Genomic DNA, 19,053 nt, shown 5'->3' with positions numbered 1-19,053 from the left:
CGTTAAAAAAAAACTAAACCCATTGTAAATATTGGTCACAAAGGCCTTACTGTTTAAATTTGTATAAAACAAAAAAAAGAAAACACCATGAGCTACTTAAACTTAGATAAAGAAAAAACAACCACGACTGCAAAAGAGTTAAACGTACTGTTGGCAGATTATCATTTGTATTATCAAAAACTTCGCAATTTTCACTGGAATATAGTAGGTAAAAACTTTTTTGATCTTCATGAAAAGTTTGAAGAAATGTACGATGATGCTAAGCTAAAAGTAGATGAAATTGCTGAACGTATCCTTACCCTTCGGTTTCAGCCAATAAGCAATTATACCGATTACCTCGAAATGTCAAACCTTAAAGAATCGCCTTCTCGTACTGAAGATGCTAAAATGGTGAAAATTCTTTTAGATGATCACGGTAAAATATTAAATCAAATGCGTAATGTGATTGACAAAGCTGATAAAGCAGGTGACGAAGGAACTATTGATTTAATTGGTGGTTATATTGCCGATATTGAAAAAATTAGTTGGATGTTAGACGCTTGGTCTATGAAATCTAGTGATACACATCCTGAAGCATAATAAATTGTATTAACAATTTTTGTTAAGCCCGCTAATGCGGGCTTTTTATTTTTTAAAGTTTAATAGCTAATTTTTAAGCCAAAAGATAAGCGAGTACCTTCTTCTCCTTTAAATGCCGTAAAACTACCTACTATGGCATTCGTCCACAGAACATCAAACCCACCTCCGTAGGCATCGTACCATTTTTCTGAAGTGTCTCTTTTTATCCAAACACGACCTATATTATACCCGCCACGTATTCTAACGGTTAAAGGGAATAAAGTTGTTTTTATTGGTTGAAATGTATATAACAAGTCTCCTTTTCCTAAAAAGCTATTAAAGCCTTTAAATCTACCTTCTCGGTATCCCCTCAATCCTGTTTGGGCACCTAAAGTAGCCGTTTGATAAAATTCAGGCCTGTCTCCCACTTGCAAATGTGTAGAAGCACCAGTTTCCAAAACAAGCCTGTTATTACTTAATAGTGAATTATAAAACAAAACGGAAGACTTTAAAAAGCCAGTAATATTATTCGATTTCAAATTATCAATACCTCCTACTGTGGTTGAGAAAAACATTCCCTTGGTAGGGAAATAATTTGCATCATAATTTTTATACGTATAAGTGAGTTCTGGTATAGCAAAATATGACCGTAAGGTATATTCTTCCGGTGTTTCGTCAAACAAAAAGTTACTTTCGTTTTCGATTAATTTCAATGTATTCACATTCAGTTTTAATTGAAAAAAGCTTCCGTAATCTGTTTCTTTTTCAAGGGCTAATCCGCCGTGAATTCGTTCCATTTGGATACGGTTATAGCTTAACCCCAACTCATCTTCAGGGTTAATCGTTTCATTTCCGAAACCAAAAAAGTTTTCAGTATAATCTAAAGAGGTATACCTACCATCTATTACAAAATTAAAATCATTAAGTACCGCTGCAAACCCTTTTAAAAAGTCAACATCAAACCCTGTCGTTTGAAAATTATAATCAAGGGAAACATTCGTTCTCTTACTGTACGGGTTTTTTATAAAATTGAGCTTATCACTGGTATAAGAAGCTTTTAAAGAAACCCCCGTATCGTTATTGTATAGCGTTTCTAGACTAACGGTACTGGCCGAAGACTTTTTCTTTTTATAATCATAGCTATTCGCTTCATAAATATTAGTGATTTTAAACCTGGCTCCACCTTTGTTTTTTATTTCAACTTTATCATCCTTATTATCATACACTACAATTTTTTTTCCTTCGGAAATGTTATAAACATCATCCTCTTGTCCTCCTACTAATCGTATTAAAATAGCATCATCTGCAGTTCCGTTCACTTCAAAAATATCGTCGTCATCTAATCCATATAACCAAACCTCTTCTGTTTCTTCTGAGCTAAAAACTTTATCAAATAATACATCGCCTTTTTCTCCATCTTTAATTCTGTAGGCGGTTATTCGTGTTTTTCCATTGGGCTCACGGTTTATAACAAAATGGTCGTCTTTATCGGTCCCTGTTAGCATTTGAAACTTTATAAACTCATTGTAATAGCGTTCTACAATATTTACAAGGTTTTCTTTCCTTTTTAGAAATGATGTTTTTATCTCATTACTGGTAGTGTCTTGTACTTCGACTGGAAGATCTTTAAAAGCTTTATCTAAGATTTCTTCGTCAATTGCTTGCTGCATTTTTTTAGCTTCTTCAATCCAAGTTGACTTATCACTTCGTTTAATAAGGGCACGGTCTAACTTTGAGCCTGCTGCATTAAACCAACTAACATCCTTTATATCTTCGTCATAAATACCAAACTGATTAACCGAACCAGATAATTTTCTAAGTAAGTTTAAAAAGCTACCGTCAAAATTGGCAAAAACCTGATCTCGATCTCGTGGAATGGGTATAAACTGTAACTTCCCATCCTCATCTTCAAACTCTGCCCAACGCCATTGATCGCTATGTCTGTCCCAATCGCCTATCAACATATCAAAAATACGTGCTCGAATATAAGTTGCTTCGTCTAACGTATGATCCTCGTCTTCCCTAAGTTTTTCCAATAAATCGTCTGTACTTTCCACATTATCGGGATACCCAAAACTTTTACGGTTTTCATATTCTTTTGCAGGGCGTTCTACGATCATATATAGCTGATCACCATAGTCTTTATTATATTTTCCTAAACGCTGCTGTTTGGGCACATAATAGAGTTCTGGCGTGGTGTAATATACACCTGCCGCTTTGGCTAATTTCGGAATTGCAAAAGCGCCGTATGGATGCGCCGCTGTATAAAAATCTAGGATTAAGTCTTCAGGTACAGTATTGCTGAAGTATTTCTCAGCATCAATTCCGTTAAAGGTTGTTGTTTCCAACAGCTGAACGGCACTTTTTTTAAGGGCGCGCATATTATATTCTTTGCCATCTTTTGTTACTATCCGCAATGAGCGTGTTTGATGTCCGCCTCCCGGCCTTACCACTTCCAATCCTCCATACAAGGTGTCTAGTAAAGCAGTTGGAGCTGTAACTTTTGTTCCATACACCTCACGATAATGCTTTCCCCAAAAGGACTTGAAGTAATCAGATTTTTCTACTTTTTCAATATCATAAACTGAAGCGGTGTAGGTTTGTGGATATTCTTTCGGAAACGGTTCGGTTTCTGGTTCTTCAACAGCTTGAAATATTTTTCTTCTGAATAATAGATTTGATGAATCTTTTTTTTCTTCCGAAGCATAAAAAGAAACCCAAACACTCCCTTTATTTGTTATTTCAACTGAAGCGAAGCCTTGCTTTCCGTATGAAAAAATACCATTATCACTTAATGACACTGGCTTAGTACTAGATGCGGCACCACTGACTAATTGTTTGAAATTTCCTTGCTCAATATATTGAAGGTTTTCCTCGTGTCCAGAAACCATTAGAATACGGTGGTCGGGCTTATTCAATACTATTTCAAGCTCGTTCATTAATTGTTTATACCGATAATTAAAGCGGTTTTGCTTTGATACACCTCCTTGAGAACGAATTTCAGTAATGAGGGTTCCTACACCCGGCAACGGAATGTTACCTTGCAATGGAAAAATATGGTCCCGAAACGAAAACCGCCCTCCATGAAAACCATTTGTGAACATAGGGTGGTGCATAGCAAAAATGATTATTTTATTAGCACTTTTCTTTATTTCGCCTGCAATTTCAAGAAAGAGTTTTTCACGTGTTTTAATTTGGCATTTATCGTTCATTCTGGGATTCTTGTCCCAATCTTCAATATACCATTGGCTATCCACAGCTATTAATTGAATGTTTTCTGAAAGCTCGATGCTCTCTAAAGGACAACCGTTATTAGGGGTTAGTATATCGCCATCTTCAAAATTTTCTTTTAAATAATCTTCAATGGTTTCAAGTCCTTTTGTTTTATTAAAATCCCATTCGTAATTTCCTGGTAAAAAATAAGGGATGGTGCCTGTAGTTTTTGCTACACGAATTTGAGAATCGAGCTGCTTTTTAAGTTTTTCTTCCTCACCTTCTTCAACATCTATGTTGTCCCCCATAAAAAGAAGACTTTTTTCTTTAGAAGAACTATTCGCAATTATTTCAGTTAAAACAGATAAAGTTGTTTCACTTTTTTCAGCGGCATTTCCTGTTATATAGATGGTGTTTACAACTTCTTCTTTATTAAAAGTAGCGTCAATTGTTCTATCTAATGTTGTTTGTAGTTTTGATGTAGCACAGGAGGCTAAAATCAAAAAAAATAGTATTGATAAGTAGAGGAGCTTTAATTTCATGTAATAAATTTAGGAGTGTTTCTTAAAAGTCAAATCCAAGCCCGAAAACTAAGCGAGATCCTTCTACAGAGTGAAATAGGCTAGCTGAACCAGTTAAACCACCGCTACCGTTTATCCATAAACCGCCACCATATGAGTTATGCCATTTTTCTGAATCAAATTCAGGTGTCCATACACGACCTAAGTCGGCCCCGCCGTAAAGACCTATTTGCAGAGGTATTAAACCTATTTTGAATTCATTGAAGCTATATCGAACATCGGCACTTCCTACTAACGAAGATTTTCCTGTAAAACGTTCTTCCCTAAATCCACGAAGACCACTATTTGCACCTAAATTAATACCTTGGAAAAACTCGAACTGACTTCCGAAGTTAAACTTTGCACGGACATTGGTTTTTAACACCCATTTTTTATTGGTAGTTAAGCTATTGTAGAAACCGAGTCGGGTTTTTAAATACCCGAATACCCTTTTTAAGTTATCAAAATTACCTGTTACCCCTGTATTAAGGTCAAACATCATCCCAATAGTTGGGTTTCTAGGATTATCAAAACTTCGGTAGTTATAGATACCTTCAAGAGTACCATATGGATCGAAGTTTTCAGTTTTATCTATTCTGCTAATATTGGCTAAACCTGGTATATCGTTATTTACACGAATAGCTTCAAACTTACCTTGAACTTTAAAAAAGCTACCAAAGTTTGAGTTACGTAGCAAACCTGCTTTTGCCATAAGCGTTTGTACTTGTACTCTGTTATAATTATAGCCTAAATCGTCTTCTGGGTTAATGGTCTCATTTCCGTAACCAAAATAATTTACCACATAAGTAGGACTTGTAAAACGACCACCAAAACTTAAATTTAATGTATTTCTAATATTGGCTATTTCTCCTTCGTAACTTATATCAAAACTATCGCTGTCAAAATAATAACCAATATTTAAACTGTGCCGACGTGAAAAAGGGTTTTCCTGAAAGCCATTTACTTGGTAAACATACTGTAATCCAGCTCTATAACCATCGTCTGGGTTATAACCAAATGCAGCGGCATACGCATGTGTGTTTTGAATATTTTTCCGATAATCGTACGTATTTAAAGTATATACATCGGTAAGTCGTAAATTACCTCCATTTTTAACCTCAACGGTGTTTTCTTTACTTTCGTGATCATACACTTTTACTCTTTTTCCTTCAACTAACCTATAGACATCATTGCCGTGACCACCAATTAACCGTACAAATATTGGGTTATCGCCCGTTCCGGTCACTTCAAAAATATCTTCTTCATCCAAACCGTAAATCCAAATCTGATTTGTTTCTGAAGCTAAAAAAGTACGATCCGCCACTAACATTCCCCTATCATCTGATGGAAAATTATAGGTTCTTACATTTGTTTTGCCATCGGCTAACCTCGTAACCTGAAAGAAATCTTTTTTATTGGTACCTTCAATGGTTTGAAGCTTTGCTAAATATGAATAATATCTATCAGCAATGCTTTCAAGATTATCTCTTCGGCCTTTTAAAACAGTTATTATATCTTGTAATGATTTATCGTTAACACTTTCAGGGATAGTTGAAAAAGCCATGTCAATAATAGAGTCAGAAATTGAGTTTTGTAAGTTTTTTGCCGCATTAATCCAATCTTCCCGTCCAGATTTTTTTAGAAGAGCACGATCTAAAATAATCCCTTCTTTATTAAACCATCGTATGTCTCGCAGGTTTTCACTGTACACCTGTTTTTCATAAGTTCTACCAAAAATAGATCTTGCAATATCAAGCACGTTCCCTTCAAAACTAGAAAAAGCATCATCCCTATTTCTGGGAATGGGGACAAAAACATTTACACTATCTTGACGTAAATATTCTGCCCATCGCCAGTGCCCGGGTTCTCTATCCCAATCTCCCACTAGCATATCAAATAGTCGAGAACGAATAAAGTTTTCTTCATCTATTGATACTTCACGACCTCTTCGAAGTTTTATAAGGATATCATCTGCTGTTTCGATATCGTCCGGATACTCAAAAAGAGGCTCACCTTTACCACTTTCTGCAGGTTCTGTTGTAAGTAAATAAAGGGCATCCCCAAAATTTTCATTGTAAACGCCCAATTGTTCTTGCTTGGGTATATAAAAGAGTTCTGTTTGATTATGGAAAATCCTTGCAGCCTTTGCCAAAGTAGGAAGAGTAAGTGGTGCATATGGATGCGTTGCTGTATAAAAATCTACTCCCAATGTATTTTTAGGTGTAACTTTTGAATCTTCTTTATCTATTTCTTGCGTCTCTGTATCTTCTTCAAAAACTACTTTTTGGGAAAATTCTAAAGCGTTCTTTTTCATAGCCCGCATGCGATACCTATTCCCTTTGGTATCTTCTAAAATTAAAGCATTATACTCTTCATTCTCTGTTTCTCGTATTACTTCTAGCCCACCATAAAGCGTGTCTAATGATGTGATTTTTGCAGTTACTTTATTAGTATAAGCATCTTTGTATTTACCTCCCCAAATGGTTTTAAAAAACAATGCCTCACTAACACTATCTTGCTCATATATAGCAACTTCTTTGGTAGGTTCATAATTATTAGGCAGTACAGAGACCGGGTATGTTTTATTTGAAGGAAATATTTCTTTTTGAAATAAAAGTTTTGGTTGATTGTCTTTCGTTCCACCATAATATTTTACAAAGGAAGAGCCATCTTCAAAGACATCAAAAACGGCAAAACCTTGGCCTCCATAACTAAAAACACCATTCTGCCCTAAAGCTGCGTATGAAGATTTACCTCCAGAACCTGAAAGTATTTGTACCAATCCTTCTTTTTCTACGTGTTGAAGTGTATGTTCATGCCCTGAGGTAAAAACCACTCGACCATGCTTTTTAGCCAAAGAGGCCAACCGATTCATTAGCTTATTATAAAGCTCATTATACCTATCTTGAACCGAAACTCCACCCTGGGAACGTATTTGCACCACTAAAGATGATAATATAGGTAGGGGAAACTTACTTTGTGTAGGATACAAATGTTTTTCTAAAGCAAAATAACCCCCATGTGTACCATTTGTAAACATAGGGTGGTGCATCGCAAAAAGAACCGTTTTATTTTTATTTTTTTCAAGCTCATTGGCTATTTCAATAAAGAGTTTTTCCCGCGTTTTAATTTCACAGTTTTTATTAAAATCTGGGTCGCTATTCCAGTCTTCAAGATACCATTGTGAATCAATAATTAATAATTCAACATTTTCTGATACTGAAAAGTTTATTAATGGGCATCCTCCTGTAGGTTGAAAAGCTAGAGAATCTAAATGTTTTTGAACGTATTCTTGTTCTCGCTTAAGACCAATTAATCCTCCAGAATAATATTCATGATTTCCAGGAATAATATAGGTTTGCCCCTTAAAGTCTTCTAATGCTTTAAACTGGTTGTCCATATAATATTCACTAATCTCCCTGTTGGGATGCCCTTCTGCCGGCATGCCATCATCGTAAATATTATCCCCTAAAAAAATAGCATGATCACTAGCCTTAGTTGGGTTTTTCTTAATGTAATTATTGAAAATAGTAAGACCATCACTCATTCTATTTAACGGTGAAATCCCTGCGTCACCCACTAAGTAAAAAGTACGTTCTATTTTTTTATCTGTTGGAAAAGAAGGCTTTTCTTCCGGATTTTTATACTGTGATTCATAAGTAGCACAGGCACTTACTATAGTTATTAAAATTAAAAAAAGAAGGTTCTTTTTGAAACGCATACACAATAATAGTATTCTTAATTTACATTGAAAAAGCTACTTTAAAAGAAAATTGAACACCTTCATCTGAAGTAAAAACATTTACGGTACCGCTTAACAAGTCGGCAGCATTAATCCAGAAACCTCCGCCGTAGCTATTATGCCAAACATCTGAAGTATCGTTAGGCACCCAAACTCTACCCACATCATACCCACCAAATATTCCAATTTGCACAGGTGTCACTGCAGTTCTAAAACTATTGAAGCTATATCGCAAATCTGCTCCTCCAGCCAAGGCACTACGACCGGTAAAGCGATCTCTTCGGTATCCTCTAAGTCCATAATCTCTACCTAATTGAGCTCCTTGATAAAACTCATAGTTGTTACCAACGTTAAAATGCCCAACCGCCTTAGTTTTTAAAACAACCTTTTTGTCTTTAGTCAATGCGTTGTAGAAAGTCAACTCCGGAATTACATATCCAAACACACGATCGCTATCATCAATGTTTTGAGTTCCTCCAGCCGTCAAGCTCGCATGCATTCCTCTACCAGGATTGGCTTTATTGTCATAACTTTCATACGTGTATGTACCTTCGGCTGATGCAAAATACTTTCTTTCCGCAACATCTGGATATCCAATATCTGAAATAAATCTATCGTCGGTATCTTCTACTTCAACACCTTCAAATTTTGCTTTAAACTCAAAAGTGCTTCCGTAGCGGCCATCTTTTTTAATTCCTAATGCACCACCATAACTTCCTATACGCACTCGGTTATAATCTCTACCAAGATCTTCTTCATAATCAAGGTTTACAGTTTCATTTCCGAAGCCAAAAAAGTTTTCAGAAAAATTGGGGTTACGGAAATGCCCTTCGACTAAGAAGTTCCAATCTCCAAAAATATTGGCAAACTCACCGCTATAATTAATATCAAAACTTTCTGTAGCAAAATAATACCCCGCTTTTATACTGTGCTTTTGTTTAAAAGGATTTTCTTGGAAACCGTGAACGGTGAACGTATCAGAAAGTCCAATTAAAAATCCATCATCTGCATTGTAACCAAAAGCCGGTAGTAATAAGTTTATGGTTTTATTCTCTTTTATATAATCGTACGTATTGAAATTGTAATTATTGGTAATTCTAAAAGCTGCACCACCTTTATTTTTAATGGTGTTTTTCTTATTTTTTTGATCATAAACCTTTATTCTACTTCCATTTTCTATATCGTAGGTATCATTGTTTTGACCACCAACAATCCTGATAAAAATAGGACGGCTGCCTTTTCCTTTTACTTCAAAAACATCATCGTCATCTAAGCCGTAGATCCAAAGCTCTTTTGTATCATCTTTGGTAAAGGTTCTGTCGATAATAAGGTCACCTTTTTCACCATCTTTAATTCTATATGCTTTGATGTTTGTTTTTCCTTCAGGAAGTCGAGTAATTTCAAAAATATCATCTTTATCGGTTCCTGTTATAATTTGAAGATTTGAGAAATAATCGTAATACTCTGAAGCAATTCTTACAATATTATCACGTCGCCCTTTTAGGTTTTCTTTAATTTCTTCTGCAGTTTCATCCTGCACTTCTTCCGGTAGGTCATTAAAAGCATTTTCTATCACTTCATCTGTTACATTTTCATGTATGTATTTAGCTTGAGCCATCCACTCTTCTCTTCCATAGTTTTCGGCTAAGGCACGATCTAACTTTATTCCGGCACTGTTAAACCATTTTGTATGTTCTAACTCTGGACCATATACTTGAAATTGACGAGCCGTACTAAATAAAGCACGTACGGCATCTAATAATCCGCCATCAAAGTTTGCAAAAACCTGATCTCTATCTCTTGGGATTGGTGTGTATATTTTATTACCATCTTCATCTTCTTGCAGGGCAAAACGCCATTGATCGTTATGACGGTCCCAATCTCCAATTAACATATCGAACATCCGGGCACGGATATATGCCTTTTGGTTTATTTTATTTTCTTCATCGTCTCGTATTTCTTCTAGAACATCATCTGTACTAATAATATCTTCGGCATAATCAAAAATTGCTTCGTCATATTCTTCATCAGGACGTTCAACAATCATATACAATTCATCTCCGTAGGTTTCATTGAACTTACCAAGTGCCTTTTGTTTAGGAACATAAAATAACTTGGGGTTGGTATGAAATACTTTCGCTGCATCGGCCAATTTTGGAATGGCAAAAGCTCCATACGGATGCGCCGCCGTATAAAAATCGAGGATTAAATCTTCTGGTAAAGTGTTTTTAAAGTCGCTCTCAATGACTTCATTTTTAAGTATTACAGTCTGTAAAAACTGAACAGCGCTCTTTTTTAATGCTCGCATATTATAATCGTGCCCTTCTTTGTCCACTAATCGAAGTGAAACCGTTTGGTGACCTCCACCCGCTCGTTCTACGGTTAATCCACCATATAAGGTATCTAAATCTACTGTTGGTGCCAGTACTTCTTTTCCGTATGTTTTACGATAATGATCCCCCCAAACTGTTTTAAAAAAACTACTTCGGTTTACTAAACTATCGTTATAAACAGCTGATTTTACCGTTTTAGGAAACGATTCAGGTAATTTTGAAATATCGTATTCTTTTTCTGAAGCGATTATTTCTTTTTCAAATAGTTTAGTTGAAGTTCCACCCTCTTCTGCTTTAAAAAATGCTACTGAAGTAGAACCATCTTTATAAATAGTTACTTTACTGAAACCTTGTCCACCATAAGAAAACTGTCCGTTTTCACCTAAATCAGCAGCTGTAGCTCCTCCTCCAGAACCTGAAACAACTTGCTTTGCATTGGCACCTTCAATATATTGTAACGATTGATCATGTCCTGAAACCAATACTAAGTTTTTATGGTCTTTAACTAACACTTCAACTCTTCCCATTAATTCGTTGTAAGCCTCATTATATCTATCTTGTGAAGATATTGCACCCTGACTTCTTACTTGGGTTATCAATGAAGCGAGACCAGGAATTGGTAATAAGTGATTTTTAGCAGGATATTTCCCTCCATATTTACCATTGGTGTATAATGGGTGGTGCATTGCTAGAATAATGGTTTTTTGCTTTGCCTTTTTAAGCTCCCCTTCTAGTTCAACTAAAAACTTAGCTCGGTTTTTAATCTGGCATTTATCGTTCATTTTTGGATGTTTATCCCAGCTTTCAATATACCATTGTGTATCGATCATAATTAAATGAACAGAATCGCTAATATCCACCTCTTCAATTGGGCATCCATTGTTTGGTTCTAATACAGAATCTGAATTTAAAGCTTCTTTCAGCAAGTCTTCTTCTAGTTCAAGACCATCCACACCAGATTTCCAATCTAGATTTCCGGGTAATACATTTACAGTACCTCGAAAGCCTTTAATGGCTTCCAATTGTTTCTTTATAATTTGTTTTGCTTGTTCTTTTTCAGGTGTTTCATCTTCAGGAAGACCTTTAGGGTAAAAGCTGTTTCCGAGGAACAATAAATTATCGTTGTCCGTATTTTTTTCGGCTATATACTTCTGAAACGATTGTAATGCTAAGTTTTTTTCTGTTTCGCCAATGGAAATATAACCGGCGTCGCCAATTAGATAGAAGGTTTTATCCACTTTCTTTCCTGCCATTTCCGTAGAAATGGGTTTGTTAGTTGAAGAATATTGAGGTTGATATGTAACACAGGCAGAAAACAGCAGTGCAGTTACAAAAGTTATAAAGATGTTAATTTTTTTCATAAGCAAATTAAAGCGTAGTATTTTTAGTAATTTGGATATTTAAAACTGAAGTTTTTATGAGCGATAAAGATATAATTGAAGCAGCGGATAATTTTGTGCTTAACCTTTTTAAGGAAAAATTACCCAATACCTTTGTCTATCATAACTATTCGCACACAAAACGCGTTTATAAAAGTATAAACGAAATTATTGAAGACTCCCAAATTTCTGTTAAAGATGCTACCGTTCTTAAATTGGCCGCCATATTACACGACACGGGATACATTAAAACACGTGAAGGTCACGAAGAAGAAAGCGTAAAAATTGCCCGTGAGTTTTTGGAGTCAAAAGATGTTGAAAAAGACATTATAGAAGGGGTTGAAAAATGCATCAAGGCAACCAAGTTTAAAAACACAACTCCAAAAGACCATTTAGAAGAAATTATGCGAGATGCAGACTCTTCGCATTTTGGGAAAGACTATTTTGAAGAAGCCAGCGAGTATTTAAGACAAGAATATATTGCTCAAAACATTAGAAATTATACCCCTCAAGAATGGCGAGACGAAAACATAGAACTCCTCATCGATAAACATAAGTTTTATACCCCTTATGCGTTAAAAAATTGGCAACATACTAAACAAGAGAATCTTGCTGATTTAATTAACAAAAATAAAAAGATTAAGAAGAAGATTAAAAAAGAAGAGCTTAAAGCGCAATTAAAAGCAAAGTATAAGGACAAAAGTGTAGATCGTGGAATTCAAACTTTTTATAGAACTGCGCTTAGAAATCATATAAAACTAAGTGATATTGCCGATACTAAAGCTAATATCTTACTTTCAGTAAATGCTATTATCATTTCGTTGGTTCTCTCTAATTTACTTTCAAAATTGGATAATCCTTCCAATGATTATTTAATAATTCCAACAGCCATATTTGTAATTTTTAGTGCTATTACTATGATTCTATCGGTTATAGCCACGCGCCCTAACGTTACTAGAGGCGAATTTAGTAAGGAAGATGTAGAAAATAAAAGTGTGAATCTGGCTTTCTTCGGAAATTTTCACCGTATGGAACTTTCAGAATATGAATGGGCTATGGATGAATTATTAAAAGACCGAAATTATGTATATTCTTCTCTTACCAAAGATTTATACTTTTTAGGAAAAGTACTAGATAGAAAATACCGAATTTTAAGATGGACCTATACCATATTTGTTACAGGTACTATTATTTCAATTCTAGCCTTTGCTTTATCATTCTACTTAGGCGGCTCAAGAATGTCTTAATTGTTAATTTCTGAAATTAAATCATTGTAGGTATAGTATTCTTTTTTATTGTCTTTGCTTTTAGAATACAACACACTAACCCGTATAGCTTTTAGACCTGTAACCCCCTGGAGGTCTTCTAGTTCAACTATTTCAACATCTTTATCCAACTGTTTTTTATGCTGAAGGAATGATATGTATTTTAAATACTCTTTTTCATCTTCTCTCTGCGAGTAAATAATAACGATTTTACCTTCTTGAGTAACGCGTTCTTCAGTGCCTTTAATATTGGCTTTATCAACTCGTTTTTTTACAACTTCGTAACGAGCATTGTAGGTTCCATCAACATCAAAACGTTTTTCGTCCATTCTAAACCGAAGCGATAACGATCCGTTAAAAGCTAAAATCATGGAGGCGACATTTAATTGTACGGGTAACTGCTCTTTAAGTTTATAATAACTATTTTCCATTTCGCACATTACCTGCAATTGCCACAATCTCAAATTATATAAATATACTTTGTTAAAACTTTTATGTTTGGTAATGGCTTCACCTATGTACAAATTATGCTCTACCCCATCAGTTTTAAAACGTTCAAAGTAATGTGGGTACATTTCTTGGGCTTCTAATTGTTTTTTATCAATAATTGAGGCCATACGCTTATTAATAATCATTACAGCGTCATCATAGTCTTTTCTATGCTTATAAATTAGACCACTATTATCGTTTACTTGTTTTTGATAATCTTTAATTAAATTCTCTAAGTTTTCACTTTTACCACTTAAATGTTTAAAAAGAGGAATTATTTCAGTTCTTAAAAACTTCAATACTTGACGCTCACTATCTACTTGTAAGCCTTCTTTAAGCTCTGTAAGGTAATTTGAAATTCTAAATTCCAAATGTTCGTATATAGGAAGCGGTTCAAGATTATTTATTTTATTAATAATTTCCTTAACTTGTTTTAATTGAAGTATTAAGTCTTTAATAGTTGCATTGTTTCTGGCTTCTGAAGAGCCTTTAACATCTATTTGTCCATATAATGGATGTACATCTTCAAAAACAACCTCTTTAAAATAAGTTGGGTTTCCTTGTGTAATTTGGTTCAAATATCGCTTAGCTTCTTTTCTAAATTTCCAATGGACACTAGGATGCAATGAAGTGCATTCTTCTTGAATAATTAATTCAAGTTTATTTTCAATTTGTTTTTTTCCACGTACTACTGAATCTACTAAAAATGGCATAACCGTATGTAGCTTGTTGGCATTTATAGAGTTAAGGTCATTTATATTTGGGGATACTAGCTCTAAAATCCCTAACACTTTATCTTCTTTATTAACTATGGATGCTAAAATGGCACTTTTAATACCTTGATCCATTAATTTTTTATATAAAATATTATCGGGATATAGTTTACGATATTTCGGTACATTCGATATACAATAAAACTCTTTCTGTTTAAAAAGTTTGTAATATGATGCATCGCAAAGTGCTGTTTGGCAATGTTGTTTGTCTTTATCATTTAAAATGAAACTATCGACATTCTTAAAGATGAACTTTTCGAATAACTGATCTTCTTCATTAAATTCTGAAAAACCAATTTTAAGTTCCTGAAGTTGAAAAATAGATTTGAAAATAGATTCAAACGTGTTAGTGTTATTTTCAGTTTCGGGATTATTCCGTAATAAATTGGATTTAAAGTCCGAAATAGATGCATCTAAGGTAACATCGAACATATTGGCAATTACAAAGCCTTTAAAAATCCAACTTCCAGGAGGGAATTTTTCTTTCCAAAGTGCAATATTGTCAAACCCATCTAGCAACTCTTCAACATCTTCTTTAGTAATGTCTTTCGCCTTATCAGTTGGTATTAAATCAACAAAATCACCATTATATAGAATACGGTACGTATGATTAACACCTTCCTCATCTGGTATTTTATAATATAACGGGCTTTTAAAATCTACATTATATCCATAATAAACATTTAAAATAATGCTACAACTCATTATGTATGTATAATCATCATCGAAATTGTAAAGCTGCGGTTTATATTCTTTTCCAGCTGCCAGGATAATATCTTTATATCGTTTTGACGATTTAAAAACAAATTCTTGAAAAGGTACAGTTGCCAGTTTTATTTCATTTTCCTGCAATAAGGAAGAAAACAACTCATCTAGAATAACATCTATTTGTTCATCATACTTCTCAAATTCAGCTTTGGTGGTAATACCTTCTTCTAAAATGGGATACTTTTCAGCTATTTCCAGTACCGCTTTTGCACGCTCCCTAATCATTCTTTGAGGAGCATCCAGATGAGCACGATACTTATTAAAAAGCTTGCTAAAGCTCACTTGTATCTTTAAAGGAAATTCGCTGTCTTGTGTTTTCATTTTCAACTAATTAACCGTTCTGGTATTTTATTCTAAATTATAATTTTATTTCTATAAAGAGTCTTCGTTTTAACAAATTAACAATAATTTGAGAATTGCATTTTTTTTCAGAAACAAATACTGTTATTTTTGCGTTTACAAATATACCTATTATGAGACGAATATTATTCACATTACTTACAGCAATACTTTTAACTTCTTGCGCTGGAGATAGCAACACTTATACCTTAAAAGGTACCGCCAGCAATTTTAAAGATAGTACAGATATATACGTGTACAGTATAAAAAATAGCAATCAACCCAAGGTAATTGATACCCTTACTATAATGGATGGCAAGTTTGAGGGAACATACCCTAAAAGTGACAGTCTATCTGTTAATTATCTTACCGTTAATGGTGTGAGAGCTAATATTGTATATTTTCCAGAAAATGTAGATATGAAAGCTACACTTTATAAAGACAGTATTGGATCTTCTTTTGTTACTGGAGGAAAACAAAATGAAGCATTTAAAAGTTTTTCTGAAGAAATGCGCGGGATCAATGAAAAAAAGCAAGCTGATATTGAAGAATTTAGAAAGGCTCAAGCGAGTGGTGATGCGGCTACCGTAAAAAGGATTCAAGAAGAAAATTTAGCACTAACTAAACAAGAAACTGAGTTAAAAAAAGATTTTATAAAAAGTAACAAAAACTCTTTATTCTCTGTTATGCTTCTTTCTGAAATGATAACTCGCAAAGAAATGACCGCTCAAGAAGCTAGTGAAGTAATTGATAACCTATCGCCTAAAGTAGCTGCTTCTCCTATAGTAAAACAGGTAGAAGCTATGATTAAAAATGCTAAAAAAGTAGATATTGGGTCTGCGGCACCAGATTTTAGTGGTCCAACTCCAGAAGGTGAAACCCTTGCTTTAAAAGATGCGTTAGGAAAATATACGATTATTGACTTTTGGGCGTCTTGGTGTAAGCCTTGTCGAGTAGAGAACCCAAATGTGGTTAAAGTGTATGAAAAGTATCACGATAAAGGATTAAACATTATTAGTGTTTCCTTGGATCGTAAAGGCCAAAAAGACAAATGGATAAAAGCTATCGCCGATGATAATATGGATTGGCATCACATATCTAACTTACAATTTTGGCAAGATCCAATTGCAAGAGCGTATAATGTGCGTGCTATCCCAGCTACATTTTTATTAGATGAGAACGGAAAAATCATTGATAAAAACCTTCGTGGCGCTGCTCTTGGAACTAAGATGGAGTCTCTACTAGGAAACGAAGACACCAACTAGTACAATAGTATTACAAAGTAAAAACCTTCACAATTTAAAAATTGTGAAGGTTTTTTTATGTGAAATGTTTATTAGTTTAGTTTAATAAAAAACTTACGTTAACAGTCGTCTTTAATTTAATTCCTCCTGGAGCGATAGGTTGTTGCCCACCAGAAGAATCACTTTCCATCATAGCCGACTTGTACATTCTTGGTTGTGGGTAATCAGGTTGTTGAAACTCACTAATCATTACCGCTTTCCCTATTGATTGATTAAGAGCACTAGCATATTCTTCTGCTTTCATTTTAGCATTTTCAACTGCTTTCTTTCTAGCTTGCGCTTTTAGTTCATCTTCATTTGAAGCCGAAAAACTTACTCCATCAATACGGTTAATGCCACTTTGTAATAAGCCATTCATTAAATCTTCATATTTTGAAAGATCTTTCAACTTAATTGAAATTGCTTGGTTAGCACTATAATTATAGGTCTTACTATTATAGTCGTAATTTTTGTTCAATCGAATGTATTCTGTCCTTACATCTTTTTCATCGATACCCATTTTCTTTATGAATGACAATACTTTTGAAACCGTACGGTCATTTTCTTGTTTAATTATGGTAGCATCTTTTCCTGTATTTTCTACACGGATATCAATATTAGCTTCATCTGGAACCGTATTTATAATCCCTTCGCCAGTAACCGATACCGTAGGTGTTGCTGTATTTTGAGCGTGTGTCATCATAGTTGTTGTTAAGAGAATAACTAAAATTTGAAATGTTTTTTTCATAATGTTCTTTTTTAAATTTTTCCGAGTTTATGTAATACAAATAATAAAATAATAGGAATGGCCAATACGGCAACAATCCACAATTGCGTTTGCAATAATATAGGTGCAAAAGCAATCGTTAATACATACCCTGCAATAGCCCCGCCAAAGTGTGCATCGTGACCAATATTTCCTAATCTACTTTTCATTCCGTAGATAGAATACAGTAAATACAGGATACCAAAAATCCAAGCAGGAATGGCGATTGGAATAAAAAACAGGTACAATCCCATATCGGGATAAAACAAGATAGCCGAATATAAAACACCCGTAACCGCACCACTTGCTCCTACTGCACTGTAATGGTATTCGTCTTTATGAAAAAAGTACGACAGCAGATTTCCTACAATCAAACTTGCCAAATAGATCAATACAAACTTGATAACCCCAACGGAATTAATAACCACATTGGCAAAAAAGAATAGGGTAAACATATTAAAAAATAAATGCGACCAATCTGCATGTAAGAAACCCGAACTTGCCATTCGTATTTGTTCTCCACGACGTATTCCGGCTATATTGAATTTATACTTTTCAAAAAAAGAAAAATCATTAAAGCCTTTTATTGAGATAATTACATTGGCTGCAATGATTATAATGGTTGCAATATGAAGTTCTGGCATGTCTTTTCAGTAAAATTAAACGGTTGTTATGCAATAAAATTAGTTAGTTTTGCGGTAAAACCACATATGCAAAGGCTACTTTATTATTTGTTGTACCCCATACTTTGGCTAGTTTCTATCCTACCCATGTGGCTATTATATATCAAATCGTCAGCGCTGTACATAATTACATATTATATAATTGGCTACCGAAAAAAAGTAGTTAAAAACAACTTAAATCTCGTTTTTCCAGACCATTCTCCGGAAGAAATAAATCGTATAGCCAAAGGCTTTTACAAGCATTTATGTGATATTATTTTTGAAACTATAAAGAGTCTTACCATTTCAGAAAAAGAAATCCGAAAACGCTTTCAGTTTGAAAATATTGAAATGTTACAACAATTGTATGAAAAAGATAAAAGCTTTCTCTTAATGTGTGGCCATTACGCTAGTTGGGAATGGAGTTTTATTTTACCAAGCCACATTAACCATAAGAGTTATGCTGTTTACAAAAAACTAGACAATCCCTATTTTGATACCCTCGTAAAAAATATTCGTGGGCGTTTTGGGGCTGAAACAATCACGAACAAAAAAATTGTACCCTTACTTTTTAGGAATTCGAAAAAAAATATAAACTCAGCAGCACTAATTCTTTCGGATCAATCCCCTAAAAAGAATGCCTACAAACATCGTGATACGTTTATGGGTATTGATGTTCCTGTTTTTACTGGTACCGAAGAACTTGCTAAAAGACTAGACTTCGCAGCTGTTTACTTGAAGATTAAAAAAGTAAAAAGGGGCTACTATAAAGCTTCTTTTGAATTGCTTGCAGAAAACCCAAAAGAATACCCTGGTTTTGAAATTACCCGAATGTTTTTAACGGAGATTGAAAATCAAATTAAAGAGCAACCAGAGTTTTACCTCTGGTCGCATAAACGCTGGAAGCACCGCATTCAGTAGCC

At 34.3% G+C, this 19,053-nt stretch carries 10 protein-coding genes; 4 read left to right on the top strand and 6 right to left on the bottom strand.

Going from position 1 to position 19,053, the window contains the following annotated elements:
- The first annotated feature begins 87 nt into the window (after nt 1–87).
- Nucleotides 88–579 (top strand): Dps family protein, encoded by a 492-nt coding sequence (locus DZ858_RS12015; RefSeq protein WP_117159911.1) that lies wholly within the window; start codon nt 88–90, stop codon nt 577–579.
- Between the two features lie 59 nt (nt 580–638).
- On the opposite strand, the gene DZ858_RS12010 is transcribed toward DZ858_RS12015, so the two are convergent.
- The 3 genes from DZ858_RS12010 to DZ858_RS12000 are packed head-to-tail and all read right to left on the bottom strand — an operon-like array spanning nt 639 to nt 11,767.
- A complete protein-coding gene (locus DZ858_RS12010) occupies nt 639–4,313 on the bottom strand; it encodes a phosphoesterase (RefSeq protein WP_117159910.1) in 3,675 nt (1,224 codons plus the stop codon).
- A 22-nt stretch (nt 4,314–4,335) separates the two neighbouring features.
- Nucleotides 4,336–8,052 carry a metallophosphoesterase gene (locus DZ858_RS12005; protein WP_117159909.1) on the bottom strand — a complete coding sequence of 1,239 codons (3,717 nt, stop codon included), beginning with the start codon at nt 8,050–8,052 and terminating at the stop codon, nt 4,336–4,338.
- Between the two features lie 22 nt (nt 8,053–8,074).
- Nucleotides 8,075–11,767 (bottom strand): phosphoesterase, encoded by a 3,693-nt coding sequence (locus tag DZ858_RS12000; protein ID WP_117159908.1) that lies wholly within the window; start codon nt 11,765–11,767, stop codon nt 8,075–8,077.
- Between the two features lie 56 nt (nt 11,768–11,823).
- Between DZ858_RS12000 and DZ858_RS11995 the strand changes: the two genes are divergently transcribed.
- A complete protein-coding gene (locus tag DZ858_RS11995; protein WP_117159907.1) occupies nt 11,824–13,032 on the top strand; it encodes a Pycsar system effector family protein in 1,209 nt (402 codons plus the stop codon).
- Here the strand turns inward: DZ858_RS11995 and DZ858_RS11990 are convergent.
- Entirely contained in the window at nt 13,029–15,401 is a 2,373-nt protein-coding gene (locus tag DZ858_RS11990) for a GAF domain-containing protein (RefSeq protein ID WP_117159906.1), read from the bottom strand. The genes DZ858_RS11995 and DZ858_RS11990 overlap by 4 nt on opposite strands.
- Before the next feature lie 152 nt (nt 15,402–15,553).
- On the opposite strand from DZ858_RS11990, the gene DZ858_RS11985 reads away from it, so the two are divergent.
- Nucleotides 15,554–16,684 (top strand): TlpA disulfide reductase family protein, encoded by a 1,131-nt coding sequence (locus DZ858_RS11985; RefSeq protein WP_147309596.1) that lies wholly within the window; start codon nt 15,554–15,556, stop codon nt 16,682–16,684.
- 76 nt (nt 16,685–16,760) lie between these two features.
- Here DZ858_RS11985 and DZ858_RS11980 read toward each other — a convergent pair whose 3' ends face one another.
- Nucleotides 16,761–17,450, bottom strand: a complete 690-nt coding sequence (locus DZ858_RS11980; RefSeq protein WP_117159904.1) for an SIMPL domain-containing protein — start codon at nt 17,448–17,450, stop codon at nt 16,761–16,763.
- An 11-nt stretch (nt 17,451–17,461) separates the two neighbouring features.
- A complete protein-coding gene (locus tag DZ858_RS11975; protein ID WP_117159903.1) occupies nt 17,462–18,112 on the bottom strand; it encodes a rhomboid family intramembrane serine protease in 651 nt (216 codons plus the stop codon).
- Between the two features lie 66 nt (nt 18,113–18,178).
- Between DZ858_RS11975 and DZ858_RS11970 the strand changes: the two genes are divergently transcribed.
- Entirely contained in the window at nt 18,179–19,051 is an 873-nt protein-coding gene (locus DZ858_RS11970; RefSeq protein WP_117159902.1) for a lysophospholipid acyltransferase family protein, read from the top strand.
- Nucleotides 19,052–19,053 lie beyond the last annotated feature (2 nt).

Origin of the sequence: Marixanthomonas ophiurae (assembly GCF_003413745.1) — a bacterium.
Taxonomy (GTDB): domain Bacteria; phylum Bacteroidota; class Bacteroidia; order Flavobacteriales; family Flavobacteriaceae; genus Marixanthomonas; species Marixanthomonas ophiurae.
Note: the sequence above shows the minus strand (reverse complement) of the source record. Positions and strands in the feature narration are given on the sequence as shown.